The organism is Arenibacter algicola (assembly GCF_018860365.1).
GTDB lineage: Bacteria > Bacteroidota > Bacteroidia > Flavobacteriales > Flavobacteriaceae > Arenibacter > Arenibacter algicola_B.
Genome location: NZ_JAHKPO010000003.1, coordinates 1171119 through 1188353, shown reverse-complemented (window position 1 = coordinate 1188353; position 17235 = coordinate 1171119). Strand labels below are relative to the sequence as shown.

General features: G+C 40.9%; 12 protein-coding genes. 10 read left to right on the top strand and 2 right to left on the bottom strand.

Features of this window, described 5'->3' with window-relative positions; all coding sequences use genetic code 11:
- Positions 1 to 14 precede the first annotated feature (14 nt).
- From KO529_RS06510 to acs, 9 genes are all read left to right on the top strand, one after another.
- On the top strand, positions 15 to 1358 hold the full coding sequence (locus KO529_RS06510) for a hypothetical protein (protein WP_215947077.1): 1344 nt from the start codon (positions 15 to 17) through the stop codon (positions 1356 to 1358).
- 81 nt (positions 1359 to 1439) lie between these two features.
- Positions 1440 to 2951 (top strand): glycoside hydrolase family 10 protein, encoded by a 1512-nt coding sequence (locus tag KO529_RS06505; RefSeq protein ID WP_215947076.1) that lies wholly within the window; start codon positions 1440 to 1442, stop codon positions 2949 to 2951.
- A 71-nt stretch (positions 2952 to 3022) separates the two neighbouring features.
- Entirely contained in the window at positions 3023 to 4297 is a 1275-nt protein-coding gene (locus KO529_RS06500; RefSeq protein WP_215947075.1) for an MFS transporter, read from the top strand.
- Positions 4287 to 5852 (top strand): glycoside hydrolase family 3 protein, encoded by a 1566-nt coding sequence (locus KO529_RS06495; RefSeq protein ID WP_252734317.1) that lies wholly within the window; start codon positions 4287 to 4289, stop codon positions 5850 to 5852. Before KO529_RS06500 ends, KO529_RS06495 begins: the two co-directional genes overlap by 11 nt.
- A gap of 6 nt (positions 5853 to 5858) precedes the next feature.
- Complete coding sequence (locus tag KO529_RS06490) at positions 5859 to 6521, top strand: class I SAM-dependent methyltransferase (RefSeq protein WP_215947074.1); 663 nt, start codon at positions 5859 to 5861, stop codon at positions 6519 to 6521.
- A 44-nt stretch (positions 6522 to 6565) separates the two neighbouring features.
- Positions 6566 to 7642, top strand: coding sequence for an anhydro-N-acetylmuramic acid kinase (locus KO529_RS06485; protein ID WP_215947073.1), 1077 nt, complete (start codon positions 6566 to 6568; stop codon positions 7640 to 7642).
- A 78-nt stretch (positions 7643 to 7720) separates the two neighbouring features.
- Entirely contained in the window at positions 7721 to 7981 is a 261-nt protein-coding gene (locus KO529_RS06480) for a DUF4212 domain-containing protein (protein ID WP_215947072.1), read from the top strand.
- A 106-nt stretch (positions 7982 to 8087) separates the two neighbouring features.
- Positions 8088 to 9785 carry a sodium:solute symporter family protein gene (locus KO529_RS06475; RefSeq protein WP_215947071.1) on the top strand — a complete coding sequence of 566 codons (1698 nt, stop codon included), beginning with the start codon at positions 8088 to 8090 and terminating at the stop codon, positions 9783 to 9785.
- 215 nt (positions 9786 to 10000) lie between these two features.
- On the top strand, positions 10001 to 11908 hold the full coding sequence (gene acs / locus KO529_RS06470) for an acetate--CoA ligase (protein ID WP_215947070.1): 1908 nt from the start codon (positions 10001 to 10003) through the stop codon (positions 11906 to 11908).
- 432 nt (positions 11909 to 12340) lie between these two features.
- Here the strand turns inward: acs and KO529_RS06465 are convergent, their stop codons facing one another.
- Both KO529_RS06465 and KO529_RS06460 read right to left on the bottom strand, forming a co-directional pair.
- On the bottom strand, positions 12341 to 12757 hold the full coding sequence (locus KO529_RS06465; RefSeq protein WP_215947069.1) for a response regulator: 417 nt from the start codon (positions 12755 to 12757) through the stop codon (positions 12341 to 12343).
- Between the two features lie 7 nt (positions 12758 to 12764).
- Positions 12765 to 15407, bottom strand: a complete 2643-nt coding sequence (locus KO529_RS06460) for a PAS domain-containing sensor histidine kinase (protein ID WP_215947068.1) — start codon at positions 15405 to 15407, stop codon at positions 12765 to 12767.
- A gap of 482 nt (positions 15408 to 15889) precedes the next feature.
- On the opposite strand from KO529_RS06460, the gene KO529_RS06455 reads away from it, so the two are divergent.
- Positions 15890 to 17191, top strand: a complete 1302-nt coding sequence (locus KO529_RS06455; RefSeq protein ID WP_215947067.1) for an APC family permease — start codon at positions 15890 to 15892, stop codon at positions 17189 to 17191.
- Positions 17192 to 17235: the final 44 nt, after the last annotated feature.

Here is a 17235-nt window from a genome sequence, read left to right as displayed (position 1 = left end):
TAAAAATAACAACGATGAAAAAATATCTAAATTTTAATATAAAGGCTATTGCACTATTGATGACCGTCTTGGCGGTATCATCTTGCGAAACCGATTTTGACAATCCTAATGCCGCTACGGACGCCCAGGTTTTTTCTTCCAGGGAAGGCATATTGGCAGCAACCATAGGTATGCAACAATTGTATTCCACTACCGGTCTGAGGTGGATCGTAGAAACACCAGCGGTTACCACGAGAGAGGCTGGTATTACCACTACCTTTCAGAATATGATAGATCTTGAGGACGGTGGGGACATTCCAAACTCTACCTCCAATATAGTCGGACTCTGGTCTACTATGCTTCGGGTAATGTCGATTTCAGAAGATATTGCAAAAAATGCGCCTGACCTGAACATCAATGACGGAACCAAAAGTGGACTGGTTGCCTACGCCAATTTATTCAAGGCAATGGCCATAGGAAGTATGGCACAGAACTACGAACAAGTAATTGTTGCAATCAGCCAAGATGGGGATGCAGCCTTCGTATCCAGAACAGAGGCATACAATACCGCAGTTGCCCTGCTCAATGAGGCTCAAAACTTAATTTCGGCAAACCCAATATCGGACGAGTTCAGTTCAGAGATTTTGAGAGGAAACATAGATTTGGAAAACACCCTACAAGCAATGTCGGCCAGATACAATTTATTTGCCGGGAATTATGATGCTGCAATTTCAGCGGCGGGCTCGGTAGACCAATCTTCTACTTCCGTCTTCACCTATGATTCTCAGAATTTAAATCCAGTCTGGAGCAGGGTTTTTCAAAATGGGGTTCCCAATTTCAAACCTAGGGACAATTTTGGCTTGCCCGCTTCATTTTCAATAGACCCAGCAGATGGTCGTATTGATTTCTATTTGGTTCCTTTGGACGAACTGAACATAAATCAGTTACCAATAGAGGACCTTGCCGGATTCTTTGATGAGGAAAGCGGCACGGAATCCATTCCTGTTTATCTACCGGACGAAATGAACCTGATTATTGCCGAGGCCAATCTTAGAAAAACTTCAGTTGATATTACAGCTGCAGTAACGGCCATAAACAACGTTAGAACGGATAATGATGATGCCTTTGGCCTAAATGCCAATATTTCGGCTTATTCCGGTGACACCTCAGTTGACGCTTTGTTGGACGAGGTATACCTTAACCGCAGATTGGAGCTGTTCTTAACAGGAACCAGTTTGGAGGACAGTAGAAGGTTTGAACGACCTGAGCCCAGCACAAGTGCCAAGGTATTTACAGATGAAAGAAATAGAAACTTTTATCCTTATCCAAACACTGAAAGGGACAACAACAGCAATACTCCCGCCGACCCATCAATTTAAAGGAAATATTGTTTTAGATTACAAAAGGCCTACATTTATGTTTAAATGCTAGGCCTTTTATTTCAACACTCAATTTTGCATATGTTCAAAAGAATTGCCGTTTTACTCGCATTGGCACTTACCTCCTGCTCGGTATTCAAGCCCGCCATACCAACACCGAAACATGAATTTAGAGGAGTCTGGATAGCCACCGTAGTCAATATCGACTGGCCTAAAAGCGGCCTCGATGATATTGAAAAACAGAAACAGGACTATCTGAAAATCCTTGATTTTTATAATGATTTAAATTTTAATGCCGTAATTGTACAGATTAGGGCCGCTGGGGATGCCTTTTATCCATCCCAGTACGCACCCTGGTCAAGATTTTTGACCGGTAATGAGGGCGTTGCCCCAGAACCCTATTACCACCCATTACAGTGGATGATACAGGAAGCTCACGCCAGAGGAATGGAGTTTCACGCATGGCTTAACCCCTACCGGGCCACGTTTGACGAAAAACTGGAAATCTTAAGTAAGGACCATGATTACAACCTACATCCAGATTGGATGCTGAAATACGGAAAAAAATACTATTACAATCCAGGATTACCGGAAGTACAACAGCATTTAACAAACATAATGGGAGAAGTAGTTGCCAATTACGATGTAGATGCCGTTCACTTTGACGATTATTTTTACCCCTATAAAATAACGGATGAAACTTTTGAGGATACGGAAACCTATTCCAAATACGCCCAACCACAACAATCCTTGGAAGATTGGAGAAGAAGCAACATAGACAGTCTTGTAAAAAAAGTACATAAAACCATAAAAAACAAAAAGCCTTGGGTACAGTTCGGCATCAGTCCGTTCGGAGTGTGGAAAAACAACTCCACCGACCCACGTGGATCGGACACCAAAGCTGGTCAGACCACCTATGAGGACCTGTACGCCGATCCGTTGCTATGGATGAAAATGGGTTGGATAGACTATTTGGTACCCCAGGTATATTGGAGCATGGATCTACCCGTGGCATCCCATAAAAAAATAGTGGACTGGTGGTCCAAGAACAGTGATAACACCAACCTATATATTGGCAACGGACCATACAAAATTAGAAACAATAGTGACAAAGCATGGGACAAGAAAAAAGAACTTCCCAACCAATTAAGATTTGCCAGGGAAAATAAAAATGTAATCGGCAATGTGTTTTTCAGTGCCAAATCTCTGATGTCCGACAAGGAAGATGTGCTCAAAATATTGAAGAAAAAATACTACAACAATATTGCTTTGCCCCCTTCCTCGCCCCTTCAAAAAAATGCATTTCACACTGAAATTATTGAAACAGAGTTTGAAGAAAAAGATGGACTTTTACATTTCAATATACCATCCAAGGAAAGACAAAATTTAAGATACGCTTTGATATATGTCGCCAAAAAAGAATCAAAATTAAGTCTGGAAAACACGGATAGATTAGTGGCAAAAATACCACTTTCGGACTCTGGTAATTTTAGTTTTGACAGTTCGGGATTCAAAGGAAAAAAACTTTTGGCCTTAACTTTTATAAATAATTTTGGACAGGAAAGTAAACCCAAAATCATCAGAATAAATTAAAGTCAAAGAAGATTTAATATCTTCATGAACAACAAAATAAAATCAATTTTAGAAAATAAAAATCCAACAAAATGATTCAAAAAGACAAGTGGGCATGGGCATGGGTTCCTGTTTTATACTTCACACAAGGCATTCCATACGTACTTGTAGTTACAGTTTCGGTAATAATGTATAAAAAACTGGGTATCAGTAACTCAGATATCGGTTTATACACCAGCTGGCTGTACCTTCCATGGGTATTAAAACCCCTTTGGAGTCCGTTTGTGGACCTCAATGGCACCAAACGAAAATGGTTTTTGAGCATGCAGCTAATAATTTCCCTTGCCATCTTGGGAGTGGGATTAACCGTTCCGACATCCATATTTTTTACTACTACTTTGGCCTGTTTTTGGATGGCGGCTTTTGCTTCCGCAACCAACGATATTGCATCGGACGGATATTACATGTTGGGCCTAACGGAAAAAAAACAGGCCTTCTTTGTAGGTATGCGCAGTACCTTTTATCGCCTGGCCATGATCACCGGTCAGGGACTCATTGTTATCCTCGCAGGATTTCTGGAAAACTATTATGGAGACAACACAAAGGCATGGTCCGTTACCATGATCGCCGCTGCCATTTTAATGTTGGCATTGACCATTGCCAACTTTTTTGTCACTCCAAAATATGAAACATCCGAAGCCATTGTTCAAGTAAAACCTGAGGGATTTTTGGATGTATTTATTTCCTTTTTTAAGAAGCCCAATATTGGAATTGCCTTGGCCTTTATTTTAAGTTATCGACTCGGAGAATCCCAGTTGGTAAAAATGGCCGCACCCTTTTTGTTGGACAAAACCTCAGCGGGCGGATTGGAATATTCCACCGAGGCCGTAGGGACCATTTACGGAACAGTGGGAGTAATTATGTTATCCTTGGGAGGAATACTTGGTGGTATCCTTATTTCCAAGGATGGATTAAAAAAATGGATGCTGCCCATGGTACTGTCCCTAAATCTACCCAATGCTATGTACGCCTTTTTGGCCTTGACAAAAACCACTAGCATAGTCGCTGTTGTGGCAACAGTGGTTTTGGAACAGTTTGGTTATGGCTTTGGATTTGCCGCCTTTCTAATCTTCCTGATCTATATTGCCGAGGGAATTTCAAAAACCTCGCACTATGCCATCGCCACCGGATTTATGGCTTTGGGAATGATGCTACCGGGTATGGCAAGTGGCTATATACAGGAATGGCTTGGATATGGAGGTTTTTTTGTTTGGGTGGTCATTGCCGCCCTACCTGCACTCTTCCTTTTAAAATTTATTAAATATCCCGCCGATTACGGTAAAAAAACCAATACCGATGATGTTTAAAATTACACCCTATAACACAGCTGCAACCCAGCTTGCCCTGAGCGAGAAAGTTGGTCAATTGTTTATGCCTGCCGCCTTCATCAATGATAGTGAAGAAGAGATTCAGGAATTGGAAAGCCTTATTTCCAATCAACATGTAGGCGGCCTTTGTTTCTTTCACAGTAGGGCCAGCGCTGCGACCAATTTTGAAGGAAAAAAGAAAATTGTTTATAATGAACAAAGCTTAACCACTCTCAAGAACCTTATCCTTCGATACCAAAATGCAGCAAAATATCCACTGCTAATAAGTATTGATGCAGAATGGGGATTGGCCATGCGCATAGAAAATACACCCCAATATCCTTATGCCATAACGCTAGGGGCCATTCAAGATAATGACGAATTAATTTTTAAGGTAGGACAACAAATAGCTATGGATTGCAGAAAGGCTGGAATTCATTGGAATTTGGCACCTGTAGTGGACATTAACAACAACCCCAACAATCCCGTAATTGGCTACAGATCCTTTGGGGAGGATAAATTGAATGTCACCCAAAAAGCCATGGCCTTTATCAAAGGTACCCAAAGTGTTGGTATTTTAAGCTGCATCAAACATTTTCCCGGCCACGGCGATACGGCTACGGATTCCCATCTTGGATTACCGATAATTAATAAATCCAAGGAGGCCCTTATGGCAAACGAACTTTATCCCTTTAGGGAAACCATTAAAAATGGAGTGGATAGCGTTATGGTGGGACATTTATCCATACCCTCTTTGGACAATGGCGAGGGTACTCCAGCAACGATTTCCAGCACCATCATTAAAGGTCTCCTGCGACAAGAACTTAATTTTAATGGCGTGGTTATATCCGATGCCTTGAACATGCATAGCGTAAGCAAAATGTTTCCCAAAAAAGGGGAACTGGAATGGCGTGCCTTTGATGCCGGCAACGATATCCTTTGTTTTGCAGAGAACACAGAAGAAGGAATTCTACAAATAATGGATAATGCAGATCCTAGTGAAATAGAAGAACGTTTTAAACGGGTGTGGAAATTAAAGGAACAAGCCTTTGCTTCCTATACCTTATCAAACACGGAGCAAGGGGAAACCTCCAATTTAAACAAACAATTGACAGAGGAAAGTCTTACCTTGTTGATGGGTACCGATAATATTCTTAGCGACTTTAAAGGAGAAGGCTTTACTTGTCTCTCCTTAGGGGAAGCCACCAATAAAACCTTTGCGGAAGCTGCCTCCAAGATTGCCGCTAAAGGACCAAAAAATGAGGATAATATCTTAATAGCCCTTTATCCGCCAAAAGTTAAACCACAAAATAATTTTGATCTCAAAACTGAGGAGCTAAAACAGCTGCAGCACTTACTAAGAACAAAGAAGGTTGTTCTATATGTGTTTGGAAACCCATATGTACTAAACCTAATTAATTATAAGGATGCCAAAGCAGTGGTTGTGGGATATCAAAATTTTAAAGAGTTTCAAGATAATGCCTTGACCCATTTCTCAGGCGAAATTATAGCAAAAGGGATATTGCCAGTTACCATTAATCTAAGAGAAATTTAAAAAAACATGGAGAACAACATTATCAAATCCTGGAATAAAAATGCCCTTGAGTGGATCAAGGTAATTGACAATGCCGATATTGAATCCAGGAAATTCACCAATAAAGCCATATTGGAGTTAATCGGTAATTCTCCTGCCATCAAAATTTTGGATGTGGGCTGCGGGGAGGGCTGGCTCGCTAGAAGCCTTGGCGCCATGGGTAAAGCCGTTGTGGGCCTGGATGCCATTCCTGAATTATTGGAAAACGCCGAAAAAAAAGGCCCAGGCACTTATTATCAAATGTCCTACGAAGACATCATTTTAGGAAACCCCATCCCGGAAGCACCCTATGATGCGGCTGTTTTTAACTTTTGCCTTTATCAGAGGGAAGGGTTAAGCCAACTCCTAAAACAAGTGAAAAAATCGCTATCCGAAAATGGATATATCGCTATACAGACCCTTCACCCCTTTTTCTTATTGCAAAATAATCTGGAGTATAAGAGCCAATGGATCAACGATTCATGGAAAGGACTGCCAGGTAATTTCACGGACGGTCATTCCTGGTATGCCCGTACCTTTGAATCATGGTTGTCCGTAATTAAGAAAGCCGGACTTCAATTGCACCAATTACAGGAAGTAACCAATGATGACAACAAACCTTTGTCGGTGATTTTTATACTGTCCGAGTAGATCCAGGACATCCATATAAACCACAATAACAACAATAATTAAAAATGAAAACATATAAAGTCATCGGGCTAATGTCCGGAACCTCCTTGGACGGATTGGACCTGGCTTATTGCCATATATGGGAAACCCCCACCGGTTGGGATTTCGAGATTAAACAGACGCATAGTATTTCCTATAGCGAAGAAATGCAAGCAAAACTTAAAAACTCCATTTACCTTCCCGCAGACCAATTGCTACAATTCCACAATTCCTATGGCAGCTGGCTAGGGTTACAGGCCAAGGATTTTATAAAAACCCATGCATTGGAAGTGGATATTATTGCCAGTCATGGCCACACCACCCATCACCAACCCCAAAACGGACTCACCTTTCAAATAGGTTCTGGCCAACATTTGGCCAATGAGAGCGCCACAAAAGTAATATGCGATTTCCGGACCAACGACGTGGCCTTGGGCGGACAAGGTGCTCCCTTGGTACCTATAGGGGATCAACTCTTTTTTAGTCGGTACGACTATTGTTTAAATCTGGGTGGAATTAGCAACATATCTTTCGAACAAAATGGCGTAAGATTGGCCTATGACATTGGATTGGCCAATATGATCCTCAACCATATTACCAAAAAAATCAACCTGGATTACGACAAAGGAGGTGCTTTGGCAAAGACCGGAAAGATAAACAAAGAAATGTTGGATCAACTCAACGATCTGGAATTCTATAAATTACCCTTTCCAAAGTCTATTGGATTCGAATGGTTTGTAGAGAAAGTGGTCCCGATTGTTGACGGTACCAAGGACAGTATTGAAAATTTACTGCATACCGCGGTTCATCACATATGCGATCAGATAGCCCTTCAGGTAAAAGCTCAAAAGAACAAAACAAACAAGAGCTTATTTGTTACCGGGGGTGGCGCCCTAAACACCTACTTAATGGATTGTTTACAGGAAAAACTTGGAGCGGATACTAAAGTGGTTGCACCCTCAAAAACCTTGATCGAATTTAAAGAGGCCTTGGTATTTGCGCTTATGGGAGTCTTAAGGGAGGAACAGAAAATTAATTGCCTAAGTTCCGTGACGGGAGCCAAAAGAGACTCATTTGGAGGTGTTATTTATTTACCGGCTTAAAACATATCGTTTGGTATATTAAATCAAAACCTTATCTTGGTTACCTAATTATTACCTCTTTACAAAACCAAAGACATAATGAGCGAGAAACAAAAAAAGGCAACCGCCTATTGGAAGGAAAATGTGCGTTATCTATTTATTCTTTTAGCCATTTGGTTTGCCGTTTCATTCGGGGCCGGGATATTATTTAAGGATGCCTTGAACACTATAAAAATCGGTGGTTTTAAATTGGGCTTTTGGTTTGCGCAGCAAGGATCTATCTACGTTTTTGTGATTTTAATATTTGTTTACGTACGCCTTATGAACAAGTTGGACAAAAAATATGGCTACAACGAATAGCCACATTGAAATTTCCAACACCGGTTATAAATACCGAAATACTTTTGGGCTTACCACCCAATTGACCAAAAACACAATCCAAAATATCAACCAAAAAACTTAAAATATGAGTGTTCAAGTCTGGACGTACCTTCTTGTAGGAATCACCTTTACCCTGTACATAGGAATAGCCATTTGGTCCAGGGCAGGATCAACAAAAGAATTTTATGTTGCCGGCGGTGGCGTTTCCCCCCTGGCGAACGGAATGGCCACTGCGGCCGACTGGATGTCCGCTGCCTCCTTTATCTCCATGGCCGGAATTATTGCCTTTGCAGGTTATGACGGTTCAGTATACCTAATGGGCTGGACGGGCGGCTATGTGCTCTTGGCCCTGCTACTTGCCCCCTATTTAAGAAAATTTGGAAAATTTACGGTACCCGATTTTATAGGGGACCGATATTATTCCAATACCGCCCGTATGGTGGCCGTGTTCTGCGCATTGATTGTTTCCTTTACCTACGTGGCGGGACAAATGCGGGGTGTTGGGGTAGTCTTCTCCAGATTCTTACAGGTAGATATCAATACAGGAGTCATCATTGGTATGGTCATAGTACTTTTTTATGCTGTCCTGGGAGGCATGAAAGGAATTACCTATACCCAGGTAGCACAATACTGTGTGCTTATATTCGCCTTCATGGTCCCTGCCATTTTTATTTCCTTTCAAATGACAGGCAACCCCGTACCCCAACTGGGAATGGGATCTACCCTTAACGATGGTTCCGGAACCTTTTTAATGGATCGGTTAAACGGATTGTCCACCGAATTGGGCTTTGCCGAATATACGGATGGCACCAAATCGGTTATCGATGTCTTTGCCATTACCTTGGCCCTTATGGTAGGTACGGCAGGATTACCCCACGTTATTGTAAGGTTCTTTACCGTTAAAAGAGTTAAGGATGCCCGTAAATCTGCTGGGCTGGCCTTGTTGCTGATCGCCATCTTATACACTACGGCACCGGCCGTTTCCGTTTTTGCCAAAATTAATTTGATAGATACCGTAAGTAATAAGGAATATAGCTTAATGCCAGTTTGGTTCAAGAATTGGGAGGAAACCGGATTATTGTCATTTGATGACAAGAACAAGGATGGCATAATTCAATATGTAGCCGATAAGGATAAAAATGAGTTAACGGTAGATAACGATATCATGGTACTGGCAAACCCTGAAATTGCCAACCTTCCGGCATGGGTAATTGCCCTAGTAGCCGCTGGAGGTTTGGCTGCTGCCCTTAGTACAGCAGCTGGATTGTTATTGGTCATCTCGGCCTCTGTATCGCATGACCTGATCAAGAAGGTTTTTAAGCCCAATATCTCTGAAAAAGGTGAGCTGTGGGCAGCAAGAGGTGCAGCAACTGTTGCTGTGGTTATTGCCGGGTATTTTGGAATTAACCCTCCTGGATTTGTAGCAGCAGTGGTTGCCCTTGCCTTTGGACTGGCGGCAGCCTCGTTCTTTCCTGCCATTGTCCTGGGCATTTTTTACAAAAAAATGAACAAGGAAGGCGCCATTGGAGGCATGGTCGTAGGGATTAGTCTAATGCTGTTCTATATGGCCAAATTTAAGTTGGGCTGGTTGGGCGAAATTCCAGATAAGTCGGAATGGTGGTTCGGAATATCACCGGAAGGCTTTGGGACCGTGGCCATGATCGTAAACTTTATAGTTGCCCTGGTCATCAATAGATTTACTCCGGAACCGCCGGAAAACGTCCAGGAAATAGTGGAGAACATTAGGATTCCCAGTGGTGCAGGAGAGGCTGTAGACCACTAAACCAGACAGTTGACTCCAGAGGTTAAGGGTTTAAAAAAACGTAAATTAAACACAAAGAATTGCCCACTTTGTGCAAGGAACGGAACAAACCTCTTATTTTCCTGTTAAGGTTTTAATACATTCTCATAAAATTGACATTTCAGTATCAAATTCATATCAGGAAACCTTCCTTTTATGGATGATTTATATAAATTTATAGAAATTTTAGAAACACGATGAGCAATTATCACATTAAGCATTTAGAAGAGTACTACCAAGTTTATCGAAAATCGGTTCGCGAACCAGAAAATTTCTGGGGAGAAGTGGCCGAAGAACATTTTTTATGGAGAAAAAAATGGGACAATGTTTTAAGTTGGGATTTTGAAAAGCCTGAGGTAAAATGGTTCGAAGGGGCACAACTTAACATCACAGAAAATTGTATAGATAGGCATCTACTGACCAGGGGAGAAAAAACGGCCATTATTTTTGAGCCCAACAATCCGGAAGAAGAAGCCCAGCATATTACGTATCATCAATTACACGAACGCGTCTGCCAATTGGCCAATGTATTAAAGGACCAAGGTGTTAAAAAGGGAGATCGGGTTTGTATTTACCTTCCCATGATTCCGGAATTGTCCATTGCCCTCTTGGCATGTGCCCGGATAGGAGCAATACATTCTGTGGTGTTCGCAGGTTTTTCATCAACGGCCTTGTCCACACGAATCAATGACAGTGACTGTAAATTGGTAATTACATCGGATGGATCCTATAGAGGTTCAAAATCCATTGATCTTAAGGGCATTGTAGACGAAGGACTTGAGGATTGCCCAGGGGTTAAAACGGTTCTGGTGGTAAAACGCACCAATGCGCAGGTAAATATGAAGGAAGGTCGCGATAAATGGCTGCAACCTTTGTTGGAGAACGCATATATGGATTGTGTACCAGAAATCATGAATGCCGAGGATCCTTTGTTTATATTGTACACCTCTGGCTCCACTGGAAAACCTAAAGGCATGGTACATACTACAGCCGGATATTTGGTATATACTGCCTACACCTTCAAGAATGTTTTTCAATATACCGAAAACGATGTTTACTGGTGTACCGCGGATATAGGGTGGATTACCGGACATAGTTATATTGTCTACGGTCCCTTGGCCAATGGCGCCACTACTCTAATGTTCGAAGGGGTACCCAGCTATCCGGATTTCGGAAGGTTTTGGGAAATCGTGGAAAAACACAAAGTAAACCAGTTTTATACCGCACCTACAGCTATCCGTGCCCTTGCAAAACAGAATATTGCCTTTGCCGAAAACCACGACCTGACTTCTTTAAAAGTTTTGGGCTCCGTTGGGGAACCCATCAACGAAGAAGCTTGGCATTGGTACAATGATGTTATTGGAAAAAAGAATAGTCCCATTGTGGATACTTGGTGGCAAACAGAAACTGGAGGCATCATGATAACGCCCATTCCTTATGTAACCCCCACCAAACCCACCTATGCTACCCTGCCTTTTATTGGAATACAACCTGCATTAATGGACGAGCAGGGCAAGGAACTCAAAGGCAACCAAGTAGAAGGTAGACTATGTATAAAATTCCCATGGCCAGGAATGGCAAGGACCATTTGGGGCAATCATGACAGGTATAAGGACACCTATTTCTCGGCCTTTCCCAACAAATACTTTTCTGGGGACGGTGCCCTAAGGGACGAGGTAGGATATTATAGAATTACCGGTCGTGTAGATGACGTAATCATCGTGTCTGGACACAACTTGGGTACTGCCCCAATAGAGGATGCCATAAACGAGCACCCAGCAGTGGCAGAATCGGCCATAGTAGGCTTTCCGCACGATATTAAGGGCAATGCACTTTACGGCTATGTAATCCTTAAGGAGACCGGGGAATCGCGTAACCACGATAATTTAAGGAACGAAATTAACCAGATCATCACAGAGCATATTGGCCCTATAGCCAAACTGGATAAGATACAGTTTACCTCTGGCCTGCCAAAGACCCGTTCCGGCAAGATCATGAGACGTATCCTGCGCAAGATTGCCTGCAGGGATATGAACAATTTGGGAGATACCAGTACACTGCTAAATCCTGAAGTAGTAGAAGAAATTAAGGACAACGTACTATAATTAATTTGGTGGGGCATTGCCACTTTATGGAAAAACATAAAGTGGCCGTGCTTTCCGCTAAATCTTTTTTATGCCCAAAACTTTATAGCCGTTTTTAATACTTACCCATCGGCCTAAAAAAGGATGCCGCTGCAATCACTAATGCAGGCTATTCCTAAAGACCCCTAGCCCCTATTTAGATCGTCTTATTGTATATTCTTATCCCAAAATGGTTCTTCAAGAAAATGTAAAAAGGCCATGGGCCAATACCTATTGGGAATTAAAGTACAGTTCATGGATCATAGAATCCACCGCGCAAAAAGCTCCACGAATATCGGAATTGGGAAGCGTTTACTTTCCATAGTGCAACAACCTAATAATTTTCAGCTGAAGATCAATTTATTTCCCCTAATCGTATTATGGTTACTCATAACACGAAATAGTTTAATCGTACTATAAACTTCCTTTACTATCCAATTCCTGAACAATACTGGTTAATTGATCGTGGGTTATTGGCTTCACAATATAATCGGTGATTTCGCTTATTTTCTTTGCCCTATCAATATCCACAGGGTCTACCGATGAGGAGACCATATATATCGTTATTTTCTTTCCCAGCTTTGGCTTTATCTTTACATATTCCTCCATGAATTGAAATCCGTCCATGATAGGCATATCTATATCCAAAAAAATCACATCCGGAAGTTCCTTATCATTGTGTAGATTATCCAACATAAAATCCAAAGCCTCTTCACCATCCGAAAAGACCATAATCTTATCGGTCAAATTAAGTGATTTCATGGTCTTTACCATGGTAAATTGATATATATCATCATCATCAACAATACAAACATTTAAAGAACTACTCATTTACTATCTAATTAAAATTAATACTAAATGTGGTGCCCACATTTACTTCACTTTCAGCCGAAATAGAACCACCATGCGCTTCTATTTGCGTTTTGGTCATGAACAAACCAATTCCCCTGGCATCGGGATGCCTGTGAAATACCTTGTTCAAACCAAACAATTTATGGCCATGCCTTTTTAAATTAATTCCCTGCCCATTGTCAGTAACCTTCAAGAATTTTTTACCATTTTCAATTCCGGAGGTTACATATATTTCAGGTACTCTATCCGCGCTCCTGTATTTTAGGGCATTTCCAACCAAGTTAAGAAAAATACTTTCTAAATAAATTTTATTGTAAACAATATCCGGTAATTTTGAAAAATCGCTTTTAATTACGGCTCCAGTACTCATAATTTCACCAGAAAGTATTTCCTGGGTTTTAACCATCATCGAATCAAATTCAATATTCTCCAGTTTATCCTCATTATTATCTTTCCTAATATTTAAAGCCTCTACCAAGGTATTGAGCGTTAAAGTGAGATGATTGACAACACTTTCCAATTTTTGGAACAGATCCACACGCTCCTCCTCACTTTGGGCAAGTTTATAAAACCCTAAAAGAGAATTCAGGTTGCTCACCGGAGCTCTTAAATTGTGTGAGGTTATCTGGGTAAAATCTGCCAGCTTGGTGTTTTGGGCAACTAATTTTTTAGCAAATGCCTCTAACTCTTCCTTGGCCTTCAATATTTTTCCCTCTGCTATTTTTTGGGAGGTAATATCCCTTATGGCTGCCGAAACCAATACTCCTTCTTCCGTTGTAAGGGGGCTTAGACTTATTTGTATAGGGATTAATTTTCCTTTTTTATTAATTGCGAATAATTCTTTTCCTTCCCCCATATGCCGTGTTTTGGGGTTGGCAAAGAAACCTGACCGATGGCCAAGATGTTTGGCACTATAAGCTTCAGGAATAAGAATTTCCACCGATTTACCTGTCAATTCCTTGGCACTGTACCCGAATAATTTTTCCGCCTGTTTGTTGATCATATGAATTTTCCCAGCTTCATTGACGATCACCATGGCATCAGGAGCCGATTCCAATAATCCCCGAAATTTTATTTCCTGCAGCCGCTGTTCCGTTACATCCTGGCAGGTACCCACCAACTCAATTACCTCTCCTGCGTCATTGGACATAATTTCTGCCAATAGCTGAATATTCTTTACCGTTCCATCCCTTAACTTGATCCGATGCAACAAATCCGGGAATTTTTTTTCCTCCAAAGAATATTGCACATGATTTGTCACCATTTCCTTGTCCTCTGGATGTACAAAGGAAAAATAGGTATCGTAAGTCAACCGAGTCTCTTCATCAACATTAAAAATCTTATATAAATTGGAAGACCATATTACCTCATTGGTAATCGTATTCCATTGCCAGTTCCCGATCATGGACAGACGCTCGGCAAAATTAAGGACCTGATTTTTTCGCAATAGCTCGATCTCCGCATTTTTGATGGCAGTAATATCAGAGGCTACCGTTAAAGATCCGGTTATTTCTCCATGCACATCTTTAATGGCCGATATAGTAACCTGGACCGTAATTTTAGTACCATCTTTCTTTATATAGGTCCATTCCCTAACATCAAATTCGTTATTTTCCGCCAACCCCTTTAACGGATCTTTTCCATATTTTTGGGACAAATCCTGCCTAAACCTTTCCACCTCCTCCATTGTCGCAAATACACTAGGTATTTGTGTACCAATAATTTCAGAAGCCGAATAACCCAATAAATACTCAGCTCCATGGTTGAAATGATTTATTATCCCTTTATTGTTCGTCGTGATTATGGCAACCGACTTGGAATTGAATATGGCCCTTAATTCGGCATTGGCATTACTCAACGCCTGTTCGGACAGCTTTCTTTCATTAATATCTTGGAAGATCCCAAAAAGACCAACGCATTTTCCATCTACAAACTCTCCACTTCCAATGGCGCGGGTCCAAAGGGAAGTCCCCTTTGCAGTTACAAGCTCAACCTCAACATCATAAGGTTGCCCTGTTAGCATAGCCTCGTTCACCACGCGCTGGATGGTTTCACGACTTTCCCCTTCTTTATAGAAATTAATGGCGGTTTCCAATTGAGGTCGATAATTTACAGGCACCTCATGTATTTCACAAACCATCTTGCTCCAATAAACTTCATTGGTTGAAAGATTAACCTCCCAAGTGCCAATTCGGGCCACTTCATTGGTCTTATCCAATATTTGAATCATACGTGCCCGTTCCTTTTCCCTTTCCTTCTGAGGCGTAATATCACCGGTATGCATAAGCAAACCTCCTATCTCACCCTCTGAAATATACCAAGGCCGCACATCCCAATAAATCCATTGTATTGTTCCATCTGCACGTTTAAATGGTGCCTCCTCACAAATATCAATGGCTCCATTAAGGCATTTTTGATGGTTTATTTTCCAATCTTCCCCTATTTCAGGAAATATATCATAATGTGAACGGCCAATTATTTCCTTGCCTTCCATTTTATAATCCGAAATCCAACGTTGGGATACTGCAATATAACGCATATCCTTGTCCAACATCGCAATGGCAGTAGGTGCCTGTTCTATAAATATTTTATTATACTGTTCTCTTCTTTCAGTACCCTTTTTAGACATATTCAACTCCCTGAGATTTAAGGAAAATTCCTAAAATTAATATTTAATGGTCCTCGCATTTAAACTTATATATGGGCACCAACGATGACATCCCCTAAAAATTAAAGGCCAAAATAGTTGGGTATGAGTATAAATTTCAAGCGCTTGGTTCAAAATTCATATCCATTTGTTAAAATTAGTATATTTTTCCTACATAAGTGGAAGGCAACAAAACTTACCTATCCATTGTAGATTTTTAGAAGAGTATCTGAAAAACAAAAGGTTCCCTAGGTCCAATTCAGCAAATAGTATAAAATCATGCTGCAAATACCATTAAAAGGTAACTTACAATCAATTTACGAATTGATGGAGCACTATATATGGATCCTTAAATTGAAACACCTTCTTAACCCTAAAATGTACTAACACTAAATTCATTATATTAGCCTTCCCCTCTTTTTTTTTATAGCCTTAAACATATCTCCCTTTAAACCAATCCACCAATGAAGGAAACCAATGAACATCTAAAAAGGGAGGTCGGTGTTTGGGGCCTAAGTGCCAACTTAATCAATATTATGATCGGCGCCGGCATCTTTGCCCTTCCTGCCATTGTTGCTGCCGGATTGGGCACTTCCAGTATTTACGCATATTTATTCTGTGGCCTGCTAATTACCCTGGTAATGCTCTGCTTTGCTGAAATAGGCAGTAAAGTAACTACTTCGGGAGGAGCCTACACTTATATTGAATCTTCTTTTGGACCCTATTTTGGTTTTCTAACAGTAATTCTTTTTGTGCTTTCCGCCTTATCGGCAGACGGGGCTGTTGCCAATGCATTGGTAGATGTATTGGGTTCTATTTTTCCTTTTTTTAAAACCGATTATGTTAGGACGTTGGTTTTCTTTATCCTGTTTGCCGGACTGGGCTATATTAACGTTAAAGGAATTAAGGAAGGAATGGTTTTGGTAAAAACAATTACTCTCACCAAACTTATTCCACTTCTATTACTGATATTTTTTTCTTGGGGACATGTTTCATTTAACAACCTTATAATCGATTCCACCCCAACAATTTCAGAAGTTGGCGCTATATCCCTTATTCTATTTTTCGCATTTCAGGGTGCCGAGACCGGATTATCTATAAGTGGCGAGGTTAAAAAACCGAATAGGACAATTCCAAGGGCAATATTTATAAGTATCATTGGTGTTTTAATTCTTTATATCCTTATTCAAACAGTATCACAGGGCGTGCTAGGGGCTTCCTTGTCCACTTATACCGAAAACCCCTTAAGCATGGTAGCCCAACAGGTTTTTGGTCCCATTGGTTTTACTATAATCACGATAGGTGCCGCGATTTCCATGCTAGGAAATTTAAGTAGTGAAATATTGAGTATGCCACGTGTACTTTTTAGGGCCTCTAAAGATAATGTACTTCCCCTTAGACCACTCTCAAAAATCCATGACAGATTCTCCACTCCCTACATCGCAATAATTACATATGCCACAATTGGGTTTCTATTGGCTTCCCTAGGGGGATTTGAACAATTGGCCGTTATTTCAAGTGCATCAATACTACTGGTTTATCTTGGGGTATCCCTTTCTGTGATAAGTTCAAGAAGAAAATCGGGCAAAACTACCAAACACCAATTTAGGATACCTGGAGGTTACCTGGTGCCTATACTCTCGGTAATTATTATTGTTTGGTTACTATCCAACCTTGAACGCAAAGAGGTTATTGGGTTTGGGGTTTATATTGCCATACTGACTTTGATATATTTCCTTAAGGACAAATTTTGGAAGAGAAAGTAGAAGTGTCAACAATCCTAAAAATTAATAATCAAAAATTTAGTTTT

Bases quoted from the DNA above. Each gene is read 5' to 3' on its own strand.
- KO529_RS06510 (WP_215947077.1), top strand. From the start codon at position 15: ATGAAAAAATATCTAAATTTTAATATAAAGGCTATTGCACTATTGATG.
- KO529_RS06505 (WP_215947076.1), top strand. From the start codon at position 1,440: ATGTTCAAAAGAATTGCCGTTTTACTCGCATTGGCACTTACCTCCTGC.
- KO529_RS06500 (WP_215947075.1), top strand. From the start codon at position 3,023: ATGATTCAAAAAGACAAGTGGGCATGGGCATGGGTTCCTGTTTTATAC.
- KO529_RS06495 (WP_252734317.1), top strand. From the start codon at position 4,287: ATGATGTTTAAAATTACACCCTATAACACAGCTGCAACCCAGCTTGCC.
- KO529_RS06490 (WP_215947074.1), top strand. From the start codon at position 5,859: ATGGAGAACAACATTATCAAATCCTGGAATAAAAATGCCCTTGAGTGG.
- KO529_RS06485 (WP_215947073.1), top strand. From the start codon at position 6,566: ATGAAAACATATAAAGTCATCGGGCTAATGTCCGGAACCTCCTTGGAC.
- KO529_RS06480 (WP_215947072.1), top strand. From the start codon at position 7,721: ATGAGCGAGAAACAAAAAAAGGCAACCGCCTATTGGAAGGAAAATGTG.
- KO529_RS06475 (WP_215947071.1), top strand. From the start codon at position 8,088: ATGAGTGTTCAAGTCTGGACGTACCTTCTTGTAGGAATCACCTTTACC.
- acs (WP_215947070.1), top strand. From the start codon at position 10,001: ATGAGCAATTATCACATTAAGCATTTAGAAGAGTACTACCAAGTTTAT.
- KO529_RS06465 (WP_215947069.1), bottom strand. From the start codon at position 12,757: ATGAGTAGTTCTTTAAATGTTTGTATTGTTGATGATGATGATATATAT.
- KO529_RS06460 (WP_215947068.1), bottom strand. From the start codon at position 15,407: ATGTCTAAAAAGGGTACTGAAAGAAGAGAACAGTATAATAAAATATTT.
- KO529_RS06455 (WP_215947067.1), top strand. From the start codon at position 15,890: ATGAAGGAAACCAATGAACATCTAAAAAGGGAGGTCGGTGTTTGGGGC.